The following is a 26801-nucleotide window of genomic DNA, read 5'->3' as shown; positions in this document are numbered from 1 at the left end:
TATGTATAATATAGGAAAATACATGCAGGAAATTATATCATGTGAAAAAAGAAGCGTCAACTAAACCAGGCTAGGATTGCAGGTTCATGTATATTTTGATGGAAAAGGGCTGTTTTTGGATTTTTGTTTGACAAATACATCATAAGTAGTTAAAATTAATAGCAGTGTGTGAAAGCATTAAAGTATTAATACTGAGTAATTTGTCAGGAGGAATAAAAAAATGGCTGCACCTTATAACCATAGAGCCATCGAAGCGAAATGGCGCACAAACTGGGAGAAAAAGCCGGTAAATGTCAATGATGGCAAGAAACCGAAATACTACTGTCTGGATATGTTCCCGTATCCGTCCGGAAACGGTCTTCATGTAGGACACTGGAGAGGCTATGTGATCTCTGATGTATGGAGCCGCTATAAAATGCTTCAGGGTTATTACCTGATTCATCCGATGGGATGGGACGCTTTTGGTCTCCCGGCTGAGAACTATGCCATCAAGATGGGTGTTCATCCGGCAGTATCTACAGCAGCAAACATCAAAAATATCAAACGTCAGATCAACGATATCGCAGCGATCTATGACTGGGATATGGAGGTTAACACAACAGATCCGGAATTCTATAAATGGACACAGTGGATCTTTGTAAAAATGTTCAAAGAGGGGCTTGCATATGAGAAGGAGTTCCCGATCAACTGGTGCCCTTCCTGTAAGACAGGTCTTGCAAATGAAGAGGTTGTAAACGGATGCTGCGAGCGTTGTGGCACTCCGGTTACCAAAAAGAACCTCCGTCAGTGGATGCTCCGCATCACAAAATATGCAGACAGACTTTTAAGTGATCTGGATAAACTGGACTGGCCGGAGAAGGTTAAAAAGATGCAGACAGACTGGATCGGCAAATCCTACGGCGCAGAGGTCGATTTCCCGGTTGAGGGAAGAGAAGAGAAGATCACGGTCTATACAACAAGACCGGATACTCTTCATGGAGCAACATTCATGGTACTTGCACCGGAGCATGCTCTTGCAAAATCTCTTGCAACAGACGAGACAAGAGAGGCTGTAGAGAAATATATCTTTGACGCTTCCATGAAATCCAATGTAGACCGTCTTCAGGATAAAGAGAAGACCGGTGTGTTCACAGGTACTTATGCGATCAATCCGCTGAACGGTGAGAAGCTTCCAATCTGGCTTTCTGACTATGTACTTGCTGATTATGGTACAGGTGCTATCATGTGTGTACCTGCTCATGATGACCGTGACTTTGAGTTCGCAAAGAAATTCGATATTCCGATCATCCAGGTTATCGCAAAAGATGGTAAAGAAATTCAGAATATGACAGAAGCTTACACAGAGGCTTCCGGAACCATGATCAACTCCGGTGAGTGGAACGGAATGGAATCTTCCGTACTGAAGAAGGAAGCACCGCATATCATCGAGAAGCTGGGTATCGGACGTAAGACTGTCAACTACAAACTGAGAGACTGGGTATTTTCCCGTCAGCGTTACTGGGGTGAGCCGATCCCGATCGTACACTGCCCGAAATGCGGTGCGGTACCGGTACCGGAGGATCAGCTTCCGTTAAGACTTCCGGAGGTAGAAAGCTACCAGCCGACAGGAACCGGAGAGTCACCGCTTGCAGCTATTGACGAGTGGGTAAATACCACATGCCCATGCTGTGGTGCTCCTGCAAAACGTGAGACAAACACCATGCCTCAGTGGGCAGGATCTTCCTGGTATTTCCTCCGTTATGTAGATAATAAGAATAATAAAGAACTGGTTTCCAAAGAGAAAGCTGATAAATATCTGCCGGTAGATATGTATATCGGTGGTGTAGAGCATGCTGTTCTTCATCTTCTGTACTCCAGATTCTACACCAAGTTCCTGTATGATATCGGAGCTATTGATTTCGATGAGCCGTTTGTCAAGCTGTTCAATCAGGGTATGATCACAGGTAAAAACGGAATCAAGATGAGTAAATCCAAAGGAAATGTTATTTCACCGGATGATCTTGTAAATGATTACGGATGTGATTCCTTACGTATGTATGAGCTGTTCGTAGGACCGCCGGAACTGGATGCAGAATGGGATGACAGAGGAATCGATGGTGTATCCAGATTCCTGAAACGTTTCTGGAATTTGGCTCTTGACAGCATTGAGAAAGATATCCCGGCTACCAAAGAGATGGAGAAGACCCGTCATAAGATGGTATACGATATCACCAGCAGACTTGAGGCCTTCAGCTTGAATACCGTAGTGTCCGGATTTATGGAATACACAAACAAGCTGATCGCTATCGCAAAGCAGAACGACGGCGCTGTTGACAAAGAAACCATCGAGACAGTTACCATTCTTCTTGCGCCATTTGTTCCTCATATTGCAGAGGAGATCTGGGAGAAGCTTGGTCATGAGGATTCCATTTTCCATGCACAGTGGCCGGCTCACGATGAGGAGCTTATGAAGGATGATGAGATCGAGGTTCCGGTTCAGATCAACGGCAAGACCAAGGCTGTTATCAGTATTCCGGCAGAAATCTCCAAAGAAGATGCGATTGCCGAAGGAAAGAAGGCAGTTGCAGATAAGATTTCCGGAAATATCATCAAAGAGATTTACGTACCGAAGAAGATCATCAATATCGTAGTAAAGTAATAAGATAAATCAAAAACACCCGAAGCAGGGCGGAAGATATTTCTGCCTTTGCCAGGGTGTTTTTATATGGATAAACATCGTGAAGTAAGTATGCACAAAAATAACTAATGTTATTTAGAATAAATGCCAATAATATTTAGGCATTTTAACAGATTTGCCTAGTTTTTGGTCATGCCAATTATATTGTCTATTGTTATTCAAATGGAAAAAACGTACAGTAACACCATGAGTCAGGCAAAGATAGTAAGAAAGCTTTGGTACTCGAAATGCAGTGTGACGGAATGAAGATGTCCGTTTAGCTAGATTGCATATTTACATTGAGAGAAATAAGGAGAGATAGTATGAGCGCAATGAACACACTTAAGAAATTCGGACTTGAACAGGCATTCAATTATGTTTATAAAGATCCGGATAAGAATTTTATCAAGATCATGGACTGGGCAGATAAATTTTCCGGTGGTGGATTTCCTACACAGAGAGCAATGATCCGCGCAGCCATTTCTAATCCGGAACATCCGTATTATCCGTTTATTCATAGATTGGTAACTGATATTGATCCGCATGTTATGAAAACTCTGGTTGCAAACTTCTTTATCAATGCAAATCTTGCAGGCTGGAAGAAACAGGATGAATGCCGTGAGAAATATGGCTGTAATATCCCGTGGGCAATCCTTCTTGACCCAACAAGTGCATGTAACCTGCACTGTACAGGATGCTGGGCAGCAGAGTATGGAAACAAGCTGAACCTCACCTACGATGAGATCGATGACATCATCCGCCAGGGTAAGGAGCTTGGCGTTTATATGTATATTTACACAGGCGGAGAGCCACTTGTAAGAAAAAAGGATCTGATCCGTCTTTGCGAGAAACATAATGACTGTATCTTCCTTTCCTTCACAAATGCAACACTGATCGATGAGGATTTTGCAAATGATATGCTTCGGGTAGGAAACTTTGTTCCTGCGATTTCACTGGAAGGATTTGAGACTGCAACAGATGGCAGAAGAGGAAATGGTGTATACCAGAAGGTTATCAAGGCCATCAATCTTCTCAGAGAGAAGAAGCTTGTATTTGGTATCTCTGCATGTTATACGAGTGCAAATTTCGAGTCTATCACATCAGAGGCATTTTACGACAGCCTGATCGATCTTGGAGCGTACTTTATCTGGTATTTCCATTATATGCCGGTTGGAAATGATGCAGCACCGGAGCTGCTTCCTACTCCTGCACAGAGAAGAGAAACCTATGAGCGTATCCGTAAATACCGTGCAACAAAGCCGTTGTTTGCCATGGATTTCCAGAATGATGCAGAGTTTGTGGGAGGATGTATTGCAGGCGGCCGTCGCTATCTGCATATCAATGCAAACGGCGATATCGATCCATGTGTGTTTATCCATTATTCTGATTCCAATATCCGCGAGAAAACACTTCTGGAAGCACTGCAGTCTCCGATGATGATGGCATATCATGACGGACAGCCGTTTAATGACAATATGTACCGTCCATGCCCGATGCTTGAAAATCCGCAGAAGCTGAGAGAAATGGTAGAAAAATCCGGAGCACATTCCACAGATCTTCAGTCACCGGAGAGTGCAGAGCATCTCTGTGCGAAATGTGACCAGTATGCTGAAAACTGGAAGCCGGTAGCAGAGGAAATGTGGAAGGAAGACCAGGAGAGAAAGGCAGCGAAGAAAGGCTGCTGATCCTGAAACTTAAAAAAGCAGAACTTATGAAAGAGCACGGTACCGGAAACAGGTGCCGGTGCTCTTTTTTTGAAAACGGAGGGATCAGACCATGAAAAAAATGATTGATAACATCAGAAAATATCTGCCGGCGGTGCTCCTTCTTGTGCTTCTCCTTTTCTGTATCCGTTATAGAGAGGATCTGTCTGTGGAAAAGATTCTGCGCTATACGCCGAAGGAACCTGTTAAGGCTGCATTGCTTATGCTTGTGTTTTATGCCGTGAAAAGTGTTTCCTTTGTATTCCCCATTGCGATCCTGCAGCTTGCTGTAGGGCATCTGTTTTCTACAGGAACAGCACTTCTGGTGAACTTTCTGGGAAGAGCAGTCACATTGGCACTTCCTTACTGGATGGGACGTTTTTCCGGCTCTTCCATGGTGGAGAATCTTACTTCCAAATATCCGAAGCTGAAAACAGTGGTGGACTATCAGAACGGAAATCCGCTGTATATCTCTTTTTTTATGAGAACGCTGAATTTTTTGCCCGGGGATGCAGTGAGCCTGTTTCTGGGCGCGGTGAAGATCCCGTTTGAAGTATATATGCTGGGCGGGATGCTGGGAACATTTCCGGGAGTTATCCTAGCCACGATATTTGGAGCAAATATCAAGAATCCCGGATCACCGGCATTCTGGCTCTCCGCAGTGCTTCTTGTGATGATCAGTGTATTCTCGATCCTGATACACAGGCATATTTCACGGAAGAAAAAATAACAGGGCTTTCTCTTCCTGCTTTTACTGAGAGGAAAAATGTAGTATAATTAGTATAATGCAGACAGTAAAGAAAAGAAGGGAAGGAACATGGGGATCGATCATAACAAAAGATTAAAGGAACATTTATATTATTACAGTGCAAGAATCAGCCGGGATATCTCAAATCTGATCAAGTGGCTGGTTCTTGCTGTCATTACAGGATGTATCGTAGGTGCTGCCAGCACACTGTTTTCTTTTACGTTGAAGGCAGTGACCAGTTACCGGAAGGCGCATGAATGGATTTTTCTTTTGCTGCCATTATCCGGACTTGTCATTGTATTTTTGTATGAGAAGCTTGGAAAAGAGGATGGAGGGACCAATCAGGTTCTTTCTACCGTGCGTTCCAGAGATGATGTGCCGATCCTTTCTGCGCCTCTGATCTTTATCACAACGGCGCTGACTCATTTTACCGGTGGTTCTGCGGGACGTGAGGGAGCAGCGATCCAGCTTGGAGGAAGTATTGCCAACCAGCTTGGAAGATGGATCCATCTGGACGAGGAGGACCGTCATGTAATTGTCATGTGCGGCATGAGCGCGGCGTTTTCCGCGCTGTTTGGAACACCGATGGCAGCGGCAGTTTTTGCGCTGGAAGTGGTCAGTGTGGGCGTGATGTATTATGCAGCACTGATGCCGTGTATGATCGCGTCATTGATCGCTTCCGGATTTGCAGCCGGAATGGGAGTCACGCCGGAAAGTTTTCATGTGACGGATATTCCGGCACTGACTGTGGAAACTGGCCTGAAAATGGGAGTGATCGCTCTGGGCTGTGCAATTGTCAGCATTATGTTCTGTATTGCGCTGAATGGTGCAGTAGGACTTTATGGCAGATGGTTTAAGAATAAATATGTCAGGGTTGCAGTGGGCGCCTGCCTGGTCATTGTTGTCACCTTTATTCTGAGAACAGATGAATATATGGGCGCTGGTGCGGAGCTTATTGAAAAAGCGGTGGAAAACGGACAGGCGGATACTTTCGCCTTTTTCTGGAAAATGGTGCTTACAGCACTGACTATGCGCGCAGGATTCCGCGGGGGAGAGATCGTACCTTCTTTCTGTATTGGAGCTACCTTTGGCTGTGTGATGGGTAATCTTATGGGAATTTCTCCGTCGATCTGTGCAGCCTGCGGAATGGCAGCAGTTTTCTGCGGTGTGACCAATTGTCCGATCACTTCGATCCTGATCGCTTTTGAAATGTTTGGATTTAAGGGAGTATCCTTCTATCTGATCGCAGTATCTATCAGCTATGCAGCATCGGGATATTATGGCCTTTACAAGGATCAGACCATTGTGTACTCCAAATATAAAGCAAAATATGTGAACCGACATACCAGATTCTGATATAGAACGAAATGTGAAGGGGTGTGTATACTGGCACAATATCTTATGGAATACCGCATGGACATGGCTGGAAAATATCTGGACATCTGCGGAAATCTGATGTAATATATTAAACGTTAGTATTTACAGAAAGGCAGATTTTAAGGTATGGAAGAGAAGATTCTTGATTTTATCATGGAGTATGCACAGGAGAATGAGGGAGTCCCGTTTCAGGTGATCGAGGAGAATTTTAATATCGTTATGGATGATAAGCTGAAAGATATCATCAGTGATGCGATCTGGGACAGGGATAATGTTTCCGATGTGATCACAGAAAGTGAGCTTTATGTGATCACCTGCTTTGAAGATTAATACAGGGCTATCTGTGACCGTTATGGTAATGGAATTAAGAAATCTGATATGAGGAGAATGCATATAGGGCATTCTCCTTTTTTCGTCAATCTGTCAAAAGAATCCAAAGGAATTGAAGTCCCCAAAAAAGAATGGTATCCTAAAGAAAAAAGTAGATGGGGTGGTTGAAATGAACAGCAAATATGAGATCAACACAAAAGAAAACCGGGAATTCCTGAAAGCATCCTGTGAGGAGCTTTTGAATTTCGGACATCGATTTCCTTCACCGAATGGAGGTTCCTATTATCTGGGGGACGACGGAACACCATGGAAGGACAGAAACCGGGAAACCTGGATCACCTGTCGTATGGCTCATGTATATAGTCTGGGTCTGATGCTTGGCCATGAGGGAAGCGGAGAGCTTGCGGATGCGGCATTGAAAGGTCTGAAGGGAGAGCTTCACGATGAAAAAAACGGTGGCTGGTATGCAGGTGTAACACCGGAAGGAGATATTGTGCCCAATAAACAGTGTTATGCCCATGCATTTGTGATCCTGGCTGCATCTTCCGCACTGACAGCCGGAAGGCCCGGGGCGAAAGAGCTCCTTGAAGAGGCATTGGCTGTTTATGACCGACATTTCTGGAATGAAGAGGAGGGGCTGGCCTGCGATACCTGGAATACGGAATTTACCGTGCTGGATGATTACCGGGGATTAAATGCCAATATGCATACGGTAGAGGCTTTTCTGGCAGCAGGAGATGTCACCGGGGATAAAAAATATCACATTCGTGCAGGCAGGATCATTGATCATGTGATCCAGTGGGCAGAAGATAACTCCTGGAGGATCCCGGAACATTTCACGAAGGAATGGGTGGCAGATCTTGACTGCAACCGTGACCGTCCGGATGATCCGTTCAAGCCATACGGCGCAACACCGGGACATGGAATCGAATGGGCAAGGCTGATCACACAGTGGACGCTTGCAAACTGTGGAGAAGAGAAAGAAAAACTGGAAAAACATCTTCAGGCAGCAGAAAACCTTTACACAACAGCAATAAAAGATGGCTGGAACGCAGATGGTGCACCGGGAATTGTATACACGACAGATTGGAATGGCAAACCGGTGGTACATGACCGTATGCACTGGACTCTTGCGGAAGCGATCAATACCTCTGCAGTTCTTTATCAGGTGACCGGTAAGGAGAAATATGCGAAAGATTATGCTGCGTTTATGAAGTACTTGGATGAAATGGTCATGGATCACGAAAACGGCTCCTGGTTTCATCAGCTAGATGAGCAGAATCATCTGAAAGGAACCGTATGGCCCGGAAAATCTGATCTGTACCATGCACTGCAGTCTACACTGATCCCATATCATAAAGCAGATACGTCTATTGCACCGGCAGTGAAGAAAAAACTGGAGATCTGAACAAAATCGTTTTGCGATTTTTGTTCGTGAGCATGTAACGAAGCGGAGTGCGAATGTTCAATAAAAAAACTTCCTGTGTTTACAGAAAAATTTCTCAGGACAGATACTTGCAGAGATACAGGTATCCGGTCTTGAAGAAATACGAGAACACAGGAAGGTTTTTTGTTGAATAGTTATTACTCCGTAACCTCTTTCAGATCCGAAATATCCGGAGAGGCCATCAGAGAATAGTTGGTGTAATAAACAACGAAACCGGGTTTCGCACCGGCAGGTTTTTTCACATGCTTTTTCTGGATATAATCGATCTCTACCTTGGGAGCAGAGTGTCCTTTGGAGTACCAGGCGGCCAGGCGGCCTGCTTCTTCGAAGGTACGGTCCGGAAGTTCACCGTCTTTTGTGCGGACGATCACATGGGAACCAGCCATTTTCTTTGCATGGAACCACCAGTCATTTCCGGTTGCGAACTTGAAAGTCAGCTCATCATTCTGGAAATTGTTTTTTCCCACATAGATATCAAAACCGTCACTGGATATGTAGTGGAGCGGTTTGGATTTCGGCTGGGCTTTCTGGCCTTTTTTGTTTGTGTAGTGACGTTTGATATAGCCGTACTCAGTGAGCTCTTCCTTGATCTGGGAAAGGTCACTTTCAGATCTGGCGATATCCAGAGCATTGGAGATAGATTCCAGATGAGAGATCTCACTTTCCGTATCTGTGATCTGTTCTGTGACGGCTTCCTCTGTACGCTTTAGCTTTCCGTATTTATCAAAATATTTCTTGGAATTCTGTGCCGGAGTCAGTGTCGGGTCAAGAGGGATAGTGATCTCCTCGTTGGTGTAATAGTTCAGTGCCTTAAAGGATCTGCAGCCTTCCTCAAGCCCGTATCCGTAAGTGTTGATCAGTTCACCGTAGACCTTGAATTTATCTTTTTTTGCAGTATCATTCAGCTGCTTTTTCTGGATGTTGTATTTTTTTCGGTTACGTTCCAGAGCGGTTTGTACTACACGGCGAAGATCGGAGGATTTCTGGTGGATACGTGTCAGCAGACTTTTGGTAGCATAATAGGTCTCCAGCATAACAGAGACACTGTCAAAGATTTCGCTGCGGTATTCACTGCCAAACTGCTGATAAGGAAAGACACCGTATTCCACAGGTTCCTCTCCGCGGTAGACAATATTTGGGGTGAACTCTCTGTTCCGGATCTGTTCCATAAGGCGGAGAAAGGTATGATAAAGATGGGTGCAGGCTGCCTCATCCAGGGACTGCGATGCATCGCTTCCGTCAATGGATGCACGGTAGCAGATCTCCTCAGCCATTACCGGGCTCATACCTGTGAGTGAAGTGTAAAGCGCCTTGGAAATATTCACAGGCTTTTTACAGATGTGCTGTGTGAACTCCTCCTCGGAAACAGTCAGCGGATTTTCTTTATCCCTGGTATTGGGAATGAAATATTCTCTTCCGGGAAGAACCTCACGGACAGAGCTCATATGGGAAGAGACATGCTTGATGCTGTCCAGGATCATGCCTTTTTCGTCACAGAAGATGATGTTGCTGTGCTTGCCCATCAGTTCCATGATCAGACGCTTTCTGCAGGGATCCCCCAGCTCATTAAGATGCTCCAGCTCAAATTCCACCACGCGCTCCATTCCAGGCTGCTTCACATCAAGGATACGGGCGCTTCCGATGTGCTTTCTGAGAAGCATGCAGAAGTTCGGTGCGGTTAAAGGACTGATACGGTTCTTATCTGTAAAATAGATCAGAGGAAGGGATGCGCTTGCACTTAAGAGAAGACGTTTCTGTCCATTTGCACCCTTTCCTGTGATCAAAAGTTCATCGTTTTCCGGCTGGGCGATCTTGTTGATACGTCCGCCTTTTAAATTATCATCGATCTCTGCCACGAGAGCAGAAACTGTAATTCCGTCAAATGCCATGATTTTACCTCCATTTCAACATCAATCATTATAACAGTAAAAAAAGAGTTTGACTAGGGTTTTGGAATGAACTATAATAAATCCGTATGCAATCAGTTACTGTATTTATCAGTAGCTGATAAACTTAAGAGGCAGTATTGGAGGATAACATGATAAAAAGTATGACCGGCTTTGGCAGGGCAGAAGCAGTTTCCAGAGAGCGTAAGGTTTCTGTTGAACTGAAATCCGTCAATCACAGATATCTGGATCTGAACATCAAAATGCCGAAAAGACTCAGCTATTTTGAGGGAGAGATCCGAAATGTGATGAAGACTTATATCCGCCGCGGCAAAGTCGATGTGTTCATCACCTATGAAGACTATACAATGGGCGGAATGGCTCTGAAATACAATGCAGAGCTGGCAAAGGAATATCTGGGCTATCTGAACCAGATGAGTGAGGAACTGGGGATCGAGAATGATATCCGTGTTTCCACACTTTCCAGATATCCGGATGTGTTTACAATGGAAGAGCAGGCTCCGGATGAGGAAGAGCTCTGGAATTTTCTGGAAGGTCCGCTTCATGAGGCCTGCCGGAAATTTGTGGAGACCCGCCAGCGTGAGGGTGCTAATCTGAAACAGGACCTTCTTGGGAAGCTGGACGGACTGGAAGCAAAGGTCGATATAGTGGAAAAACGTTCTCCGGAAGTAGTGAAGGCTTATCGGGAGAAACTGGAAGCCAAGATGCACGAGCTACTTGAAGATAACCAGATCGATGATTCCAGGATCGCCGCAGAGGTGATACTTTTTTCAGATAAGATCTGCAATGATGAGGAGACGGTACGTCTTCGAAGCCACATCCACGGAATGAGAAAGATCCTGGATGAGAACGAGGGCGTGGGACGTAAGATGGATTTCATGGCACAGGAGATGAACCGTGAGGCGAACACTATCCTGTCTAAATCCAATGATCTTATTGTATCCAACGCGGCCATCGATCTGAAGACAGAGATCGAGAAGATCCGTGAGCAGATCCAGAATATCGAGTAACCGGACAGGAAACAGGCTGTACACAGACAGAAAGGGAGAGCGTAAATGGCGAAACTTATTAATGTAGGCTTTGGAAATGTTGTCAATTCACGCAAGATCGTGGCTGTGGTAAGTCCGGATGCCGCTCCTGTAAAGCGCATGATACAGAGTGTCAAGGGGACCCGAACTCTGATCGATGCCACACAGGGAAGAAAAACAAAAGCAGTGATTGTTACTTCCGATGATTATCTTGTCCTTTCCGCTCTGCAGCCGGAAACTATTGCCAGGAGATTTTCGGAAGCGTATGGAGAGGAAATGAGGGAGGAAGGAAATGAGTAAGGGAATTTTAGTTGTTGTTTCGGGCTTTTCCGGTTCCGGAAAAGGTACTGTCATGAAACGGCTGATGGAAAAATATGACAATTATGCATTATCTGTTTCTGTTACTACCAGAAATCCAAGACCAGGCGAGAAGGACGGAGAGGCTTATTTCTTCCGCACAAAAGAAGAATTTGAACAGCTGATCCGGGAAGACGGACTGATCGAGTATGCACAGTATGTGGAGAATTATTATGGCACACCCCGCAAATATGTAGAGGAGCAGCTTTCCGCAGGGAAAGATGTGATCCTTGAGATCGAGATCCAGGGTGCCATGAAGATCCGTGAGAAGTTTCCGGATACACTGCTGGTATTTGTATGTCCGCCGTCTATGGAGGAGCTTAAGAACCGTCTGGTAGGTCGCGGAACAGAGACTCTGGATGTGATCAACGGGCGTCTCAGAAGAGCGGTTGAAGAATCCAGAGGAATGGATAAATATGATTATCTCCTGATCAATGATGATCTGGAGGAATGTGTTGATACACTTCATGAGACCATCCGGTGTGAGCGCATGCGTACATCCAGGAATCATGATTTTGTATCCAGGATCCAGAAAGAAGCGGAAGCTTTTTTATAAATACCAATTAACAAGTTAAATACGGCCCTGCCGTTACAGAAGGGAGAAAAGATATGATACATCCATCTTATTCAGAATTAATTGAGGCTATCAACACAAACAACGAGGACGACGATGAGGCTCTCGTGCTGAACAGCCGTTATTCTCTTGTACTTGCAGCAAGCAAACGTGCCCGCCAGCTGATCGCAGGAGCAGAGCCGCTTGTACCGGGTGCAGCAGGAAAGAAACCGCTTTCCGTTGCCATTGATGAGCTTTACAAGGGCAAAGTAAAGATCCTTCCCGGACAGGAGGAAGAGGAAGAGCTGGAGGCTCTTGAGGCTGAGAAGGAGGCTCTTGAGGCAGCAGAGGGCGAGACCGCAGAAGGCACTGAGACTGCAGAAGCAGCTCAGACAGAAGCGGAGTAATTTTATGAAAATATTATTCATCTCTCTTGGCTGTGACAAGAACCTGGCGGATTCTGAGGAAATGCTGGGACTTCTTACAGCCGGAGGTCATGAGATCACAGACGATGAAACACAGGCAGATGCAATCGTGATCAATACCTGCTGTTTTATCAAGGATGCCAAGGAAGAGAGTGTGGAAACCATTCTTGAAATGGCAGAGTACAAAAAAACAGGAAGCTGCCATGCACTAATCGTTACCGGCTGTATGGCACAGCGATACCAGAAAGAGATCATTGAGGAGGTTCCAGAGGTCGATGCTGTTCTTGGAACTACATCCTACGGCGACATCGTAAAGGCTCTGGAGGAAGCAGTAGCCGGAAATCATTTCGAAGAATTCCGTGATATTGATTATCTGCCGGATACAGGAAGCAAACGTGTCCTTACAACAGGTGGACATTTCGGCTACCTGAAGATCGCGGAAGGCTGCGACAAGCACTGTACCTACTGCATTATCCCGAAGCTCAGAGGTAAATTTCGAAGCGTTCCTATGGAGCGCCTCATCGCCCAGGCAGAGGATATGGCTGAACAGGGAGTGAAAGAACTGATCCTGGTAGCACAGGAGACCACCGTTTACGGAAAAGATCTTTACGGCAAAAAATCTCTTCACATTCTTTTAAAGAAGCTCTGTGAGATCAGAGGTATCCGTTGGATCCGCATCCTTTACTGTTATCCGGAGGAGATTTACGATGAACTGATCGAAACTATTCGTGATGAGAAGAAGATCTGTCATTATCTGGATATTCCGATCCAGCACGCATCGGACCGAATTCTTAAGAGAATGGGCCGCCGTACTTCCAAACAGGAACTGATCGATATTGTCGGAAAGCTCCGTAAGGAGATTCCGGATATCGTACTGCGTACAACTCTGATCACCGGATTTCCGGGTGAGACGGAGGAAGACCATGAAGAACTGAAGGAGTTCGTAGATGAGATGGAATTTGACCGTCTCGGTGTCTTCACTTACTCTCCGGAGGAGAATACCCCGGCAGCAGAGATGGCAGACCAGGTTCCGGAAGAAGTGAAGGAAGAACGCAGAGATGAGCTGATGGAGCTTCAGCAGGAGATTTCTTATGACAGAGGCCAGGACCGTATCGGACAGGAACTTCTTGTTATGATCGAAGGAAAAGTTGCAGATGAAAGTGCCTATATCGGACGTACCTACGGGGATGCACCGAAGGTTGACGGATACATTTTCGTTCAGACAGGCGAACTGCTTATGACAGGTGATTTTGCAAAGGTACGTGTGACAGGTGCGCTTGAGTATGATTTGATAGGAGTGCTGAGCGATGAATACACCGAATAAACTTACAGTTGCAAGAATGATACTTGTACCATTTCTTGTAGTTTTCTTACTGACAGGCTGGGGAGGAGAAGCAAACCGCTGGATCTGTCTTGCGATTTTTGTCGCAGCAAGTGTGACAGACTGGTTTGACGGTCATCTTGCCAGAAAATATAACCTGATAACTAATTTTGGAAAATTTATGGATCCGCTGGCAGACAAGCTTCTGGTATGCTCTGCCATGATCTGCATGATCGAGGTTGACAAGCTTCCGGCATGGGTTGTGATCATTATCATCGGACGGGAATTTATCATCAGCGGTTTCCGTCTGATCGCAGCGGAGAACGGAATTGTCATTGCCGCAAACTACTGGGGAAAATTCAAAACCGTTTCCCAGATGATCATGATCATACTTCTGATGCTGGATTTCGGAGGTGTTTTTGCAGTGCTGACACAGATATTTATCTGGCTGTCCGTTGCACTGACCATTATCTCCCTGCTGACTTATATCATGCAGAACAGAAAGGTCCTTTCCATGCAGGAGTAGGGATCAGAGTATACGAAAGGAGTTTCTTTTCATGATCACAGAACTGATATCCGTAGGAACCGAGATCCTTCTAGGAAATATCGTAAATACCAACAGCGCCTATCTTTCTGAAAAATGCGCCCTGCTTGGGTTAAGTGTTTACTATCAGGATGTAGTAGGTGATAATGAAGGCCGTATGCGTGACGTGATCCGTACTGCACTGGATCGTTCCGATGTTGTGATCCTCACCGGAGGTCTTGGACCAACAGAGGATGATATCACCAAGGAAGTAACTGCGGATCTGATGGGAATGCCTCTTAAGGAAGATTCCCACTCAAGGAAACTGATCGATAAATATCTGAAGGAATATGAGAAAAACAATCCTCAGAGACGTATCACGAAGAACAACTATAAACAGGCCATGGTTCCTGATGGAGCCATTGTTCTTGACAATCATAACGGAACTGCTCCGGGACTGATCCTTGAGAAAAAAGGAAAAACCGCGATCCTTCTTCCTGGACCTCCCAATGAGCTGAAGCCCATGTTCGAGGAGTACGTGGTCCCATATCTGCAGAAAAACCAGCCGGAGATCATTGTGTCCCAGATGGTAAAGATCAGCGGGATCGGTGAGAGTCAGGTAGCAGAGGAAATCCAGGATCTGATCGAAAGCCAGACCAATCCTACCATTGCACCTTATGCAAAAACCGGTGAAGTGCATCTTCGTGTGACAGCAAGCGCAGAGAATGAAAAGGCCTGCAGAAAGCTGATCAAACCGGTTGTCAAGGAGCTAAAGAAGCGTTTTGGAGAGAATGTTTTCGCCACAGATGAGAGCAAGACACTGGAGGAAGCAGTGATCAATCTTCTGAAAGAGAAAGATCTGAAGCTTTCCCTGGCGGAATCGCTTACCGGCGGTATGATCGCCCAGCGCATTGTCAATGTATCCGGTGCGTCTGAGGTGTTTGGCTATGGCTTTGTGACTTATAGTAACAAGGCCAAGCATAAATGTCTGGGAGTGAAGAAGCGTACTCTGAAAGAGCAGGGGGCAGTTTCCGCCAAATGTGCCAGAGAAATGGCAAAGGGCGCCTGCAAAGCATCCGGAGCAGACATCAGTATTTCCGTGACGGGTCTGGCAGGACCGGGAGGCGGAACAAAGGAAACTCCGGTTGGTACTGTATTTATGGGCTGCTGCTATAAGGGCAAGGCTATTGCCAAAGAGTTCCACTTTACAGGAAACCGCATGCGGATCCGCGAGCAGACTACAGCGCATGCACTGGCGATGTTACGTGACTGTATCATTATGAGCAGATAGCGAATGCCTTGATCTGCCTGCTATTACGGATCAACCATGATATTTTTTATATAACAGGACTGATTTTTAAACAGATGAAACTTTTGATTTCAAGTATCTGTATCAAAAATCAGTCCTGTTTTATTTTTGTTTCCTGACAATAAGCCCCGGTATGGGCGATGAAAGAATATAAACGATCATATTTACAAGGATACTATCATAAGTGCTAGTGTTTTTATAAGGGATTTCCTCTAAAATATGATTAAAGCAATATATGACGTAAATATACGTTTTACCGGAAAGGGGGAAATCAGAATGAAAAAGAAAAAAAATCTGTTGTGTTTTGTGTTGCTGATCAGCCTTATTTTTACGATGGCATTTGGAAGTGTGACGGTCAGCGCCGCACCAAAACTGAACAGAACAAAAGTAACTCTTTTAAAAGGTGAGAAGACAACACTTAAGGTTACCGGGACCAAGCAGAAGGTTGCCTGGAGATCTTCCAAAAAGAGCGTTGCGACCGTAAACAGCAAAGGCCAGGTGGTTGCAAAAAATAAAGGTTCCGCAACGATCTATGCAAAGGTAAGCAAAAAAACATATAAATGTGTTGTAAAGGTAGAAACACCGAAGCTCAGCAGGACATCGCTAACATTAACAGAAAAGAAATCCAGTGCCATTAAATTGACAGGAACAACTGTGAAGGTGAAATATTCTTCTTCCAATCCGAAGATCGCACGTGTGGATTCCAAAGGAAAGATCACCGCAGTGAAAAAAGGAACAGCAGTGATCACAGCGAAGGCAAATACGAAGAAATTCAACTGTAAGGTTACAGTAAAAGCAGCGCAGAAACCGAAGCCGACACCTACACCGGTGCCGAAACCATCTTTAAGTGCCACCACCTTAAATATGAATAAAGGTGATGTGAGACAGCTTCAGGTAAAGAATTATAAAGAGATTCTTGTATGGACCAGTGATGATACATCTGTTGCAACTGTAGACAGTAAAGGCAAAGTAACGGCAGTGAATGTGGGAACAACAAAGATCCAGGTCCGGGATAAGAGTACCTGGCGAGGTAGCTGTACTGTCCACGTGACACAGACAGTAAAGAAACAGGTGGAGCCGGTTCTTACAAAAGGAACTAAATCTGCAAAAAAAGAGATCACCAATGATAAAGGACAGAAGGAAGTCATTAATGTAACGATAAATACCTATACTTACACCTTTACCACGATCCCGACCAATGCAGAGGAGCTGAAACAGTATGATATCACAACGGCAGACGGACGCTATAAGACCATGGCTCTTCTGATCCTTGCATATCGTACCTGGACACCGACCAATCCGACGGACTGCGAGGAGATGATTTCTTATCTCAACAATAAAGAGATGACTCAGTATTACAAAAACTTTTTGAGAGATCGTATGAAAGCGGATAACGGATATAAATATCTTGGTAATTCTTACCTGAACGGAGCAACTCCAGCCAACAATTATACTCCGTCTAAACCGATTTCCATTACGTTAAGACAGGACACACTTCCGGGTAAGGGAAATTCCATCAGTGAAGATATCCCGTATTTTGAACCGACCCAGACCACTCCTGCGATCTACAGATCATTTACTGATTTTGCAGGTAGCGACAGTTCCAGATGGATCTGTACATATAAGCACTCCAAAACCGGAAAATGGTATATCTGGGATCAGTCCTGGCATGATCTTCTTACCAGGATCAAACAGCCGGCAGGAAACTATGAATATTGATCGAATGTGAATGTACCGCTATTCAATCCCATTCTAAAAAAGGAACCGACAGCGTAAAAACTGTCGGTTCCTTTTTGGCATACATAATAGAATATCTCATCGGTGCAGCGCAAACTTTTCAATGGCGCGTGCTACACCGTCTTCGTCATTGGAAGCAGTAATATAATCGGCTGCTTCTTTTACCTGGGGCTGTGCATTGGCCATGGCTACGCCAAAACCGACTTCCCGGAGAAGATGGACATCGTTGTCACCGTCTCCGCATGCCATAATGGATTCCCTTGGGATTCCCAGCATTTTGCCAAGAGCAACAAGAGCGGTTCCTTTGTTGACACCGGCGGCGTTGATCTCAATATTGTAGCTTAAGGAGCCTACAAGCTCCAGCTCCTTAAGTTCACTTAATTCCTTCCAGGCGGAGGCACGTTCCTCCATGTCTGCAAAAAGCGCCTGGACTTTATCCATGCTTCTGTTTTCTTTTGTAATGACATCCTGGATGTCCGGAACCGCGATACGGGTAGTACGGACATAATTCCACATATTAGGGTCGTGATGGTATTTTCCTACATTATCAAGCTTGGCAGCGTCTGCATATCCCTGGCCGTCAAAATAGATCTCACTTAAAGTATCATATTTTTCAAAGATACGGAGAGCTTTTTTTGCACTTTCCATGGGAAGAAGCTGCTCGATAAGAAGTTTATTATGGTCTGTATCAAGGACTCTGGCTCCGTTGGAGGTGAGAGCATAGTGAATTCCCGGAAAATTTCTCAGTTCCGCGGGAATGCCGGTATATGGCCGGCCGGTAGCCATCAGAATAAGGATACCTGCATCAATAGCTTCCCTGAGAACGCGCCTGGTATTTTCTGTGAGTTCTTTTTTTGTATTCAGAAGAGTTCCGTCCAGATCAAGACCGATCATTTTTATCTGCTGCATATTTAAGATTTCCTTTCCCGGTTAAGGTCACATATACAGAAAAACCGTCCCGAAAAAACATTTTCCGGGACGGTACCTATCTGTTTATCAGATATCAAGAAGATCACTGTAAACTTTCAGTGCTCCGTCTGTATCATGAGCGAGAACACGTTTTGCAAGAACCTTACCAAGCTGTACACCCTCCTGGTCAAAGCTGTTCAGGTTCCATACAAAGCCCTGGAACATGATCTTGTTCTCAAAGTGTGCAAGAAGCGCACCCAGAGACTTCGGTGTAAGTTCCTCACCAACAATGATACTGGAAGGACGTCCGCCCTTGAAGTTTTTGTTCAGGTTCTCATCTTCTTTTCCACATGCAAAAGCAACGATCTGTGCTGCAACGTTTGCACAGAGCTTCTGCTGGCTTGTGCTGTTCTCGATATCAACATCAACACCAAGCTGGCTCTTCTTAAAGCCGATGAACTGAAGCGGAACAATATTGGTTCCCTGATGCAGAAGCTGGTAGAAGGAGTGCTGTCCGTTGGTTCCTGGCTCACCAAAGATCACCGGTCCGGTCACATAATCCACCGGCTCACCAAAGCGGTTTACAGATTTACCGTTAGACTCCATATCACACTGCTGAAGATGAGCAGGGAAGCGGCTTAATGCCTGTGAGTATGGTAAAACTGCAGTAGAAGGATATCCCTGTACATTTCTCTCATAAACGCCGATCAGGGCATCCAGCATATCCGGGTTCTCAAGAATGTTCTTATTTGTTGCAAGCTTATCCTCCTCGGCAGCTCCGTCAAGGATGTCTGCGAATACTTCCGGTCCGAATGCAAGGGAAAGGATCGCTCCGCCTACGCCGGAAACGGAAGAGTAACGTCCGCCGATATAATCATCCATGAAAATAGCGGTAAGGTAGTCATCGCTCTTTGCAAGAGGAGAGGTCTCACTGGTTACAGCAAGCATATGTCTGGATGGGTTCAGGCCCGCTTTTGTAAGTGCGTCTTTTACGAATGCCTCATTTGTCAGAGTTTCAAGTGTTGTACCGGATTTGGATACAACGATGAAAAGAGAGTGAGCAAGATCTACAGATGCAAGAACAGCAGCTGCATCATCCGGGTCAACGTTGCTGATGAATTTTGCTTCCATCTTGAAGGTGTTGTTTGCCTTTGCCCAGTTCTCAAGTGCGATATATAATGCACGCGGTCCCAGGTCACTTCCGCCGATACCGATCTGTACAACCGTAGTGAATTTCTCACCGGCTTCATTTGTGATCTCGCCTGCATGTACTTTGTTTGCAAAATCTGCAGCTTTCTTCTGCTGAGCTACATAGAATTCTCGCTTGTCCACACCGTCAACAACAACAGGCTCGCCAAGCTGTGTACGTGCAAGATGATGAAGGACCATACGTTTCTCGCCTGTGTTGATCACTGCGCCGTTATATAATTCCTGGAATTTTTCGATCAGTTCTGCCTCATCAGCCAGTTTGGAAAGTGCGTCAAGAACGGTCTCGTCCACTTCCTTAGCTGCGTAATTGTAAGCCAGACCTGCGGCCATCGGTACGCTGTACTTCTTTACACGTTCTGCACCCTGCTCGCCGGACATTGCCTCTGCAATGTTCACGTGATCTTTCAGACTGTTAAGTTTGCTGTAAGAAGCAAGAGTGTCCAGATTTTTCCATGTTGCCATAATCATATTCCTCCTTTAATGACTGTGATCAGAGATATCAACATAAATCCCTCGGATATCTTTTTCACAATTGTCTACAGCCAATTATACTGAAAAAAGCTCTGGATTTCAACGGAAGGAACGATTTAATTGGTGAAAATCTTGTTAAATAAGGTAAAAAATATCAGAGATAACAGGATCGTGACGGAAATATGAAGAAGTTTCCGTCAGCAGCAGGACAGGAATGGGGAAATATGATATGATAGAAAACAGATCACCCGGAGAAAAAAGCCGGGAATATAATAAGTGATGAAGGGAATTGTTTTATGGAGGAAATGAAGAAAAAAGGAAATGTGATCGCACTGCTGCCTATCGGTGTTTTTCTGGTCCTGTATCTGGGACTGGGGATTTTGTTTGAGTATGTGATGAAGATCCCTATGGGATTTTATAATGTACCGATCGTTGTGGCTTTTCTGTCTGCGATCCTGGTGGCATGTGTTCAGAACAGAACGATCAGCTTTGACAGAAAGCTGGAGCTTATGGCAAAAGGAGTAGGAGATAAAAATATCATCACCATGCTTCTGATCTTTCTGACCGCAGGCTCTTTTGTGGGTGTTGTGGGGCGCAGCAGTGCAGAAAGTGTGGCCTACTGTATGCTTTCTCTGATACCGGCACGTTTTTCTGTTGCGGTATTGTTTGTAGTTGCCTGCTTCGTATCTGTGGCTATGGGAACTTCCGTTGGGACGATCACGCTTCTTACCCCTATTGCGGTAGCGGTTTCCAAAGCTTCCGGTTTTGATATGGCATTTTGTGTGGCATCGGTGATGGGAGGAGCCATGTTTGGTGACAACCTTTCTTTTATTTCTGATACCACGATCGCAGCCTGCAACGGTCAGGGCTGTCAGATGAAAGATAAATTCCGGGAAAACTTCTGGATTGCATTTCCGGCAGCTGTTGTTACACTGCTCCTGATCCTTATCCTGTCTTTTCAGACAGAGATTCAGGGAAGAGTGGTACAGGATTATCATCTTGTGCAGATCCTTCCGTATGTTCTGGTGCTGATTGGCGGGATTATCGGCATCAATGTATTTGTGGTACTTCTGATCGGAATTGTCTCCGGAGCATTTATTATGCTTCTTGGAGGACATATCACGCCGGTGGAGCTTCTGACAAATATTGGCTCCGGTGTTTCCGGGATGTTTGAGACATGTATGGTGGCTATCCTTGTAGCAGCCATGTGTGCGCTGATCCGGGAGCATGGAGGCTTTGAAGCGCTGCTTTCCGGAATACAGAGAGTTTTTAAAGGGAAAAAAGGCGGACTTCTTGGTATGGGACTTCTGGTTGGAGCCATGGATATCGCAACAGCCAATAATACGGTAGCTATTGTTATGGCCAACCCCATTGCAAAGGAAATGGCGCTGGAATATAAGATCACTTCCAGAAAGACAGCTTCTATCCTGGATACATTTTCCTGTATTTTCCAGGGGGTGATCCCATATGGAGCCCAGATGCTGGTTGCCATTTCTGCGGCAAAGGAACTGGGATTTGAGCTTTCTGCTTTTCAGATCATGCCGAAACTGTTTTACCCCATGCTTCTGCTTGTGAGTTCTCTGATCGCGATCTTTGGTATAAAAGGCGGGGATGATAAATGAATCAGGAAGAGATGATCCGGGATGTCCGGAAAAGACTGTTTGAAATGCAGGATACAGGATATCGGGATTTTCATGTAAGGCTGGTTCCGACTGTGGAGAAAGAAAAGATCATCGGTATCCGGACACCGATACTCCGGAAATTTGCAAAAGAATTTGGAAAAACAGAAAGATCCGAAATGTTCCTGAAGGTTCTTCCTCATCAGTATTATGAGGAAAATAATCTCCATGGCCTGCTGATCGAGCAGATCAGAGATTATGATAAATGTCTGAAAGAACTGGAGCGTTTTCTTCCGTATATTGATAACTGGGCGACCTGTGATCTGCTGGCGCTCCATATGATGAAAAAATACCGTGATATATTTATCCGGGAGATTTATCGCTGGATGGAGTCGGATAAGCCTTATACCATCCGGTTCGGGATCAGTATGCTGATGCGTCATTATCTGGATGAAGAATTTAAACCGGAATATGCTGAGAAAGTGGCAGCGATCCGCTCGGAAGAATATTATGTAAATATGATGCGAGCCTGGTATTTTGCTACAGCGCTGGCAAAACAGTATGAGAAGATCCTTCCATTCCTGGAAGAGCAGAGAATGGATATCTGGACTCATAACAAGACGATCCAGAAATCCATTGAAAGCTACCGGATCACACAAGAGCAGAAGGATCATCTCAGGACACTGCGGATAAAGAAATAAACAGCAGGTAAGGGTTGGAATATGAAGGCAATATCGATCTATGCACTTACAAGAAATCAGAATATGGAATGTGTCCAGAAGCTGGAACGCCAGCTTTCCGGCAGAGATTTTTTTCTCAGGATCAAAGAGTGGGAACTGGAAAGTATGAAAGCACTGGTGAAGCAACTGGAACTGCATATGGAGGAAGTGTATAAGCTGCGCTTTTTCTATTCGTTTCAGATCCCGAAGCTTGGAAAGGAGTTCGATCTTCTTCAGATCAAAGATGACCAGATCGTGAATATTGAACTGAAAAGCGGCATTGTGTCGGACGAGGCTATCCGGAGACAGCTGATCCAGAACCGGTATTATCTGTCTGTTTTTGGAAAACCGATCCTGTCGTATACCTATATCAGCAGTGAAGATCATCTGGTGAGACTGACCAATCATGATCACATTGTGGAGGGGGACTGGAAACAGCTATGTATTGCATTGGGGAAAGAAAGCCCGGACTATGAGGGAGATATCGCGGATCTGTTTCAGGCAGAGCTTTATCTGATCTCTCCGCTGACAGAACCGGAGCGTTTTCTCAAAAAAGAGTATTTCCTTACTTCCCAGCAGAGAGATATTGAACGGCAGATTCTGAAGAGAATACGTGGAGAAAGAGGAGGATATTTCTGGTTCAGCGGACTTCCAGGAACCGGAAAAACATTGTTGCTTTATGATATTGCGATGAAGTTGTCCGTGCGCCAGAGAGTCTGTATCATTCACTGTGGAGAGGCGGGAAAAGAATGGAAGATTCTTCATGAACGTCTGCGGCGGATAGATTTTCTGGCAGATACTCAGCTGGACGGAACGACGGATCTTGGCTGTTACAGCAGCATTCTGGTAGATGAAGCACATCTTCTGTCCCTGGAAAAATTATCGGTTCTGCTTACATGGAGTGAGCACAGGCCGGTGATCTTTTCCAGTGATTCCGAGGATGTGATCTCACCGGAAGAGATGGATCGTAGCATTGTGGAAAGCCTGGGAAATCTGCCGGAGATCCAGAAATTCCATCTGACAAACCGGATCCGTACCAATGCGGAACTTTCCTCTTTTATCCAGAACATGATGCACCTGCCGGAAAAAAGAAGCCCCAGATGGTATCCGCATATTGCAGTGGTGTATGCCAATAATGACCGCGAGGTGGAAAATTTTCTGAATGATTTTGCGGGACAGGGATATCAGCAGCGGATACCAGAGGGTTCTGGACAGCTTGGTATCCAGGCAGTGAGAGATGCGGAGAAGATCGTTGTATTGCTGGATGAACAGTATTATTACGACGAAAAAGGATATTTAAGATCCAGGTGCTCCGCGGAAAAATATTCCAGTGTACGAAAACTTTTTCATCTTTTGAATCAGGCGAAAGAGAGCCTGGCTCTGGTGGTGAGAGAGAATATGGCGGTATATGAAGTGATGATGGAGATTTTGCAGATGCACAGAAACAGATAAAAACAAAAGATTAAAGACAATGGAGAGGAAGACAGAGAGATGGAAGTTTTGGAGATTGTTTTGCCTGTACTGGCGATGATCATTCTTGGAATCCTGTGCAGAAAATGGAAACTTTTAGATCAGAGTGGTGTCAATAACATGAAAACACTGGTAACAAATATTATGCTTCCTGTGGCAATTTTTCATGCACTGGCAACAGCAGAGTACAGTGGAAAGATCGGAATTCTGGTTCTGATCATGTTTGTGATGCTCTTGATTTCATTTGGGGCAGGATTCTGGATGAAAAGATTTATGGACGAGCCATATAAGAAATATCTTCCGTTTCTGATCTGTATCTATGAAGGTGGAATGATGGCTTACCCGTTGTATACAAGTCTTTGTGGCAGCGAAAATCTTTCACAGATTGCAGTGCTGGATATTGCGGGACTTCTTTTTGGATTCAGTGTGTATATGGGAATGCTGGGACAGACGGAAAACGGGGAAAAGATCAATGCAAAAAGCCTGTTTTACAGTGCATTGCGAACCCCTGCTTTTATAGGAACGGTTCTTGGAATTATTGTGGGACTGACACGAATGATCACCCGGCTTCTGGACAGTCCTTTTGGCAATTGTTATCTCAGTGTGGAGAATATTCTGACAACGGCCATTACGCCGATTATTCTTATTGTAGTTGGGTACAGTATGGAACTTGCGCCGGAACTTATCAGCCCCTGCCTCAAAACCATATTGCTGAGAGTCCTTTTGCAGGCAGTGATGATTGCGGGAGTTCTCATGGCAGTAAAATATTTGGTAGGAGGTTCCAGGCTTCTGAACCTGGCGGTTATTACATATATGTCCTCGCCTGCTACATTCAGTATGCAGACTTTTCTGAGAAAGAAAGAGAGCAGTGCTTATGCATCCACAACAAATTCTCTGTATTGTGTGGTCTCAATCCTGGTTTATATCACACTGGCAGTGGCAGGATGATGGAACTGAAAGAAGGGATCAAATGACGACAACGACATTATGTTATATAGAAAACGATGATAAATTCCTGATGCTTCACAGAGTAAAAAAACAGGATGATATGAATGAGGGCAAATGGATCGGCGTTGGCGGGCATGTGGAAAGTCAGGAAACTCCGGAAGAATGCCTTGTTCGTGAGGTGAAAGAGGAAACAGGGCTGACACTTACCTCCTATAAGTTCCGTGGCCTGGTGACATTTATAAACAGTGAATGCGAATCAGAACTTATGTGTGTGTTCACGGCCGATGAATATACAGGAGAACTGATTGAATGTGATGAGGGAGAACTTTGCTGGGTTGACAAAGCCATGGTGCCGAATCTTCCGGCATGGGAGGGGGATCAGGTATTTCTTGATCTGCTCCTTTCAGGAGAAAAACGCTTTTTTTCTGTAAAATTGCAGTATGAAGGTGACAGACTTGTAGAGAAGAAAATTCATTTGTATTAATAGTAGATTGTTTCATAGCTGGAGGGGAAATCATGTTTAATAAAATGATTGCACAGCAAACCGCAAAAAAAGAAAAACTTCTTGATAATTTTCTGAAAAAACATGAAGCGGAATATCCGTTTCCGGAAGATGTGGAACTCATTTGTGACATTGACTATATGGGAGATGGAAAGCCCTGTCATTTCATGGATATTTACCGTCCCCGAAATTATGAAGGAAAACTTCCAGTCATGTTTAACCTGCACGGAGGCGGTTTTCTCCTTGGAAAAAAAGAAGAGGGATTTTTCTTCCCTCCTATATTTACGGGAAACACTGGAAAAAGAGTTCGTTTTATCCATATATAAATGAGGCGTGCTCTGATGCAGACAACCGAATTATTAAGACAAAAGATGCTCTCTGTTTTTCCGGTTCCGGTCAGTTCTTATTGCATTATTGATAGTTTTCCGCTTGCAGTTTGCAAATTCGGACGTGCACGATACTGCAAAACATTTCGCAGCCAGGGTGCTGATTACGGAAAGTGCCCTTCTAAAAAGGAAACTTACTTCGGCTATAAAGTGCATGCCCTGGTCACGTTAGAAGGTTACATTACTGCATTTGAGATTACGCCGGCATCCACAGATGACCGTGAAGGATTACGAGATCTGGTGGATAATTGTTCAAATATTACAATTTTAGCAGATAAAGGATATGTTGGCGAAAAACTCATGCAGGAAATGCAGGAACAAACGATCTGTCTTTTTGCACTCAAGCGTTCCAACAGTAAAGAAAACTGGCCAAAATCGGTGCGTCAACTGATCTTCAAATTGAGAAGACGGGTAGAAACTGTCTTTTCACAGTTAAGCGGTCAGTTAAATGCAGAAAGAGTACTTGCCAAAAGCTTTCAGGGCTTATGCACCCGTTTGGTTAATAAAGTATTAGCATACAACCTCTGCATTGCATTAAACAGTATTTTCGGTGAAACCTGCGAACTTGGAAAAATCAAAGAACTGATATTCTAAAAAATTTGTTTATCAAAAAACAGGGATTTTTTGCGGCTTTTACAAGTTTTTAAACATTTTATTTGAAATAGCACAATAGGTTAAATTATAATATCTGAAATACTGGTTGGTCTGTATTGTAAAAAACAGATAGATATTTGTGTATAATGAAATAAATATGGAAGATGGGCAGGTCTGCTTTTGGGCTTACCTATTTATAAAATACAAATTCCAAATGTCAAGATCAACGCTGTTGAAGCATATATATGAAGTTCTGAATCCAAAGGCAATTATCAAACAGGCTTCCATATTAGGAAAGCTTTATACAGATTCTCAAAGGCACGATTTGATGGAAAACGTTCATGATATCCGAACACCAATGAATGCGCTTCTGGGATATAATGAGCTGATGAAAAAGATCGTAAATCTTGGAGATACCGATAAATTTTCTCTTCCTCAGTTGCTTGAGTTGTGAAGTCTGAATGAGAAAGCGGAAATGAAGTCTAAAAAGACTCCGCCTAACAGAGCTAAGAATGATAACGCTACTGTTTTTACTTCAGTGTAGAGAGTTGGA

At 44.6% G+C, this 26801-nt stretch carries 23 protein-coding genes and 2 pseudogenes; 22 read left to right on the top strand and 3 right to left on the bottom strand.

Features of this window, described 5'->3' with window-relative positions:
* The first annotated feature begins 220 nt into the window (after positions 1 to 220).
* From leuS to EAI83_RS01630, 6 genes are all read left to right on the top strand, one after another.
* Positions 221 to 2638: a leucine--tRNA ligase gene (gene leuS / locus EAI83_RS01655; protein WP_021652634.1), complete on the top strand. Its 2418-nt coding sequence runs from the start codon at positions 221 to 223 to the stop codon at positions 2636 to 2638.
* Positions 2639 to 2979: 341 nt separating this feature from the next.
* A complete protein-coding gene (locus EAI83_RS01650) occupies positions 2980 to 4341 on the top strand; it encodes a radical SAM protein (protein WP_129974518.1) in 1362 nt (453 codons plus the stop codon).
* Positions 4342 to 4432: 91 nt separating this feature from the next.
* Positions 4433 to 5089 (top strand): TVP38/TMEM64 family protein, encoded by a 657-nt coding sequence (locus tag EAI83_RS01645; RefSeq protein ID WP_022426494.1) that lies wholly within the window; start codon positions 4433 to 4435, stop codon positions 5087 to 5089.
* 87 nt (positions 5090 to 5176) lie between these two features.
* Positions 5177 to 6463 (top strand): chloride channel protein, encoded by a 1287-nt coding sequence (locus EAI83_RS01640; RefSeq protein WP_129974517.1) that lies wholly within the window; start codon positions 5177 to 5179, stop codon positions 6461 to 6463.
* A gap of 147 nt (positions 6464 to 6610) precedes the next feature.
* Positions 6611 to 6814 carry a hypothetical protein gene (locus tag EAI83_RS01635; protein WP_129974516.1) on the top strand — a complete coding sequence of 68 codons (204 nt, stop codon included), beginning with the start codon at positions 6611 to 6613 and terminating at the stop codon, positions 6812 to 6814.
* Between the two features lie 169 nt (positions 6815 to 6983).
* Positions 6984 to 8222 carry an AGE family epimerase/isomerase gene (locus EAI83_RS01630; protein ID WP_129974515.1) on the top strand — a complete coding sequence of 413 codons (1239 nt, stop codon included), beginning with the start codon at positions 6984 to 6986 and terminating at the stop codon, positions 8220 to 8222.
* Positions 8223 to 8398: 176 nt separating this feature from the next.
* Here the strand turns inward: EAI83_RS01630 and EAI83_RS01625 are convergent, their stop codons facing one another.
* A complete protein-coding gene (locus EAI83_RS01625; RefSeq protein WP_021652628.1) occupies positions 8399 to 10150 on the bottom strand; it encodes an Rqc2 family fibronectin-binding protein in 1752 nt (583 codons plus the stop codon).
* A gap of 149 nt (positions 10151 to 10299) precedes the next feature.
* On the opposite strand from EAI83_RS01625, the gene EAI83_RS01620 reads away from it, so the two are divergent.
* The 8 genes and pseudogenes from EAI83_RS01620 to EAI83_RS01585 all read left to right on the top strand — a co-directional run bounded on the left by EAI83_RS01620 (position 10300) and on the right by EAI83_RS01585 (position 17403).
* On the top strand, positions 10300 to 11178 hold the full coding sequence (locus tag EAI83_RS01620; protein WP_129974514.1) for a YicC/YloC family endoribonuclease: 879 nt from the start codon (positions 10300 to 10302) through the stop codon (positions 11176 to 11178).
* Positions 11179 to 11223: 45 nt separating this feature from the next.
* Positions 11224 to 11496, top strand: a complete 273-nt coding sequence (locus tag EAI83_RS01615) for a DUF370 domain-containing protein (protein ID WP_015525189.1) — start codon at positions 11224 to 11226, stop codon at positions 11494 to 11496.
* The gene (gmk, locus tag EAI83_RS01610) at positions 11489 to 12109 is read left to right on the top strand and encodes a guanylate kinase (RefSeq protein ID WP_015525188.1); all 621 of its coding nucleotides are present in this window, start codon (positions 11489 to 11491) and stop codon (positions 12107 to 12109) included. Before EAI83_RS01615 ends, gmk begins: the two co-directional genes overlap by 8 nt.
* 53 nt (positions 12110 to 12162) lie before the next feature.
* Positions 12163 to 12417 (top strand): annotated as a pseudogene (gene rpoZ / locus EAI83_RS01605) (DNA-directed RNA polymerase subunit omega); the annotation flags it as partial.
* A gap of 100 nt (positions 12418 to 12517) precedes the next feature.
* The gene (rimO, locus tag EAI83_RS01600) at positions 12518 to 13855 is read left to right on the top strand and encodes a 30S ribosomal protein S12 methylthiotransferase RimO (protein ID WP_021978070.1); all 1338 of its coding nucleotides are present in this window, start codon (positions 12518 to 12520) and stop codon (positions 13853 to 13855) included.
* A complete protein-coding gene (gene pgsA / locus EAI83_RS01595) occupies positions 13839 to 14378 on the top strand; it encodes a CDP-diacylglycerol--glycerol-3-phosphate 3-phosphatidyltransferase (protein WP_015525184.1) in 540 nt (179 codons plus the stop codon). Before rimO ends, pgsA begins: the two co-directional genes overlap by 17 nt.
* Before the next feature lie 31 nt (positions 14379 to 14409).
* A complete protein-coding gene (locus tag EAI83_RS01590) occupies positions 14410 to 15666 on the top strand; it encodes a competence/damage-inducible protein A (protein WP_129974513.1) in 1257 nt (418 codons plus the stop codon).
* Between the two features lie 294 nt (positions 15667 to 15960).
* A complete protein-coding gene (locus EAI83_RS01585; RefSeq protein ID WP_161206333.1) occupies positions 15961 to 17403 on the top strand; it encodes a DUF6935 domain-containing protein in 1443 nt (480 codons plus the stop codon).
* A 96-nt stretch (positions 17404 to 17499) separates the two neighbouring features.
* Here EAI83_RS01585 and EAI83_RS01580 read toward each other — a convergent pair whose 3' ends face one another.
* Positions 17500 to 18330 (bottom strand): Cof-type HAD-IIB family hydrolase, encoded by an 831-nt coding sequence (locus tag EAI83_RS01580; protein ID WP_129974511.1) that lies wholly within the window; start codon positions 18328 to 18330, stop codon positions 17500 to 17502.
* A gap of 87 nt (positions 18331 to 18417) precedes the next feature.
* Complete coding sequence (locus EAI83_RS01575; protein ID WP_129974510.1) at positions 18418 to 20001, bottom strand: glucose-6-phosphate isomerase; 1584 nt, start codon at positions 19999 to 20001, stop codon at positions 18418 to 18420.
* A 314-nt stretch (positions 20002 to 20315) separates the two neighbouring features.
* On the opposite strand from EAI83_RS01575, the gene EAI83_RS01570 reads away from it, so the two are divergent.
* The 8 genes and pseudogenes from EAI83_RS01570 (at position 20316) to EAI83_RS17680 (ending at position 26702) form a co-directional block, all read left to right on the top strand.
* Complete coding sequence (locus tag EAI83_RS01570) at positions 20316 to 21632, top strand: Na+/H+ antiporter NhaC family protein (RefSeq protein ID WP_243113433.1); 1317 nt, start codon at positions 20316 to 20318, stop codon at positions 21630 to 21632.
* A complete protein-coding gene (locus EAI83_RS01565; RefSeq protein WP_129974508.1) occupies positions 21629 to 22330 on the top strand; it encodes a DNA alkylation repair protein in 702 nt (233 codons plus the stop codon). The genes EAI83_RS01570 and EAI83_RS01565 overlap by 4 nt, the downstream gene beginning before the upstream one ends.
* A gap of 21 nt (positions 22331 to 22351) precedes the next feature.
* Positions 22352 to 23800 (top strand): ATP-binding protein, encoded by a 1449-nt coding sequence (locus EAI83_RS01560; RefSeq protein WP_129974507.1) that lies wholly within the window; start codon positions 22352 to 22354, stop codon positions 23798 to 23800.
* 39 nt (positions 23801 to 23839) lie between these two features.
* Entirely contained in the window at positions 23840 to 24766 is a 927-nt protein-coding gene (locus tag EAI83_RS01555) for an AEC family transporter (RefSeq protein WP_022427259.1), read from the top strand.
* A 22-nt stretch (positions 24767 to 24788) separates the two neighbouring features.
* Entirely contained in the window at positions 24789 to 25250 is a 462-nt protein-coding gene (locus EAI83_RS01550) for an NUDIX hydrolase (protein WP_022427260.1), read from the top strand.
* Positions 25251 to 25282: 32 nt separating this feature from the next.
* Entirely contained in the window at positions 25283 to 25594 is a 312-nt protein-coding gene (locus tag EAI83_RS01545; protein WP_021652615.1) for a carboxylesterase family protein, read from the top strand.
* A 3-nt stretch (positions 25595 to 25597) separates the two neighbouring features.
* Positions 25598 to 26248: pseudogene (locus tag EAI83_RS01540) on the top strand (IS982 family transposase); the annotation flags it as partial.
* Positions 26249 to 26576: 328 nt separating this feature from the next.
* On the top strand, positions 26577 to 26702 hold the full coding sequence (locus tag EAI83_RS17680; RefSeq protein WP_256380166.1) for a hypothetical protein: 126 nt from the start codon (positions 26577 to 26579) through the stop codon (positions 26700 to 26702).
* The last annotated feature ends 99 nt before the right edge of the window (positions 26703 to 26801 follow it).

Source organism: Blautia sp. aa_0143, assembly GCF_004167315.1.
Taxonomy (GTDB): domain Bacteria; phylum Bacillota; class Clostridia; order Lachnospirales; family Lachnospiraceae; genus Blautia_A; species Blautia_A fusiformis.
This window is presented reverse-complemented; position numbering and strand designations above follow the sequence as displayed.

Coding starts and splice junctions, on each gene's coding strand:
- leuS (WP_021652634.1), top strand. CDS start 221: ATGGCTGCACCTTATAACCATAGAGCCATCGAAGCGAAATGGCGCACA.
- EAI83_RS01650 (WP_129974518.1), top strand. CDS start 2,980: ATGAGCGCAATGAACACACTTAAGAAATTCGGACTTGAACAGGCATTC.
- EAI83_RS01645 (WP_022426494.1), top strand. CDS start 4,433: ATGAAAAAAATGATTGATAACATCAGAAAATATCTGCCGGCGGTGCTC.
- EAI83_RS01640 (WP_129974517.1), top strand. CDS start 5,177: ATGGGGATCGATCATAACAAAAGATTAAAGGAACATTTATATTATTAC.
- EAI83_RS01635 (WP_129974516.1), top strand. CDS start 6,611: ATGGAAGAGAAGATTCTTGATTTTATCATGGAGTATGCACAGGAGAAT.
- EAI83_RS01630 (WP_129974515.1), top strand. CDS start 6,984: ATGAACAGCAAATATGAGATCAACACAAAAGAAAACCGGGAATTCCTG.
- EAI83_RS01625 (WP_021652628.1), bottom strand. CDS start 10,150: ATGGCATTTGACGGAATTACAGTTTCTGCTCTCGTGGCAGAGATCGAT.
- EAI83_RS01620 (WP_129974514.1), top strand. CDS start 10,300: ATGATAAAAAGTATGACCGGCTTTGGCAGGGCAGAAGCAGTTTCCAGA.
- EAI83_RS01615 (WP_015525189.1), top strand. CDS start 11,224: ATGGCGAAACTTATTAATGTAGGCTTTGGAAATGTTGTCAATTCACGC.
- gmk (WP_015525188.1), top strand. CDS start 11,489: ATGAGTAAGGGAATTTTAGTTGTTGTTTCGGGCTTTTCCGGTTCCGGA.
- rimO (WP_021978070.1), top strand. CDS start 12,518: ATGAAAATATTATTCATCTCTCTTGGCTGTGACAAGAACCTGGCGGAT.
- pgsA (WP_015525184.1), top strand. CDS start 13,839: ATGAATACACCGAATAAACTTACAGTTGCAAGAATGATACTTGTACCA.
- EAI83_RS01590 (WP_129974513.1), top strand. CDS start 14,410: ATGATCACAGAACTGATATCCGTAGGAACCGAGATCCTTCTAGGAAAT.
- EAI83_RS01585 (WP_161206333.1), top strand. CDS start 15,961: ATGAAAAAGAAAAAAAATCTGTTGTGTTTTGTGTTGCTGATCAGCCTT.
- EAI83_RS01580 (WP_129974511.1), bottom strand. CDS start 18,330: ATGCAGCAGATAAAAATGATCGGTCTTGATCTGGACGGAACTCTTCTG.
- EAI83_RS01575 (WP_129974510.1), bottom strand. CDS start 20,001: ATGGCAACATGGAAAAATCTGGACACTCTTGCTTCTTACAGCAAACTT.
- EAI83_RS01570 (WP_243113433.1), top strand. CDS start 20,316: ATGAAGAAAAAAGGAAATGTGATCGCACTGCTGCCTATCGGTGTTTTT.
- EAI83_RS01565 (WP_129974508.1), top strand. CDS start 21,629: ATGAATCAGGAAGAGATGATCCGGGATGTCCGGAAAAGACTGTTTGAA.
- EAI83_RS01560 (WP_129974507.1), top strand. CDS start 22,352: ATGAAGGCAATATCGATCTATGCACTTACAAGAAATCAGAATATGGAA.
- EAI83_RS01555 (WP_022427259.1), top strand. CDS start 23,840: ATGGAAGTTTTGGAGATTGTTTTGCCTGTACTGGCGATGATCATTCTT.
- EAI83_RS01550 (WP_022427260.1), top strand. CDS start 24,789: ATGACGACAACGACATTATGTTATATAGAAAACGATGATAAATTCCTG.
- EAI83_RS01545 (WP_021652615.1), top strand. CDS start 25,283: ATGTTTAATAAAATGATTGCACAGCAAACCGCAAAAAAAGAAAAACTT.
- EAI83_RS17680 (WP_256380166.1), top strand. CDS start 26,577: ATGGAAAACGTTCATGATATCCGAACACCAATGAATGCGCTTCTGGGA.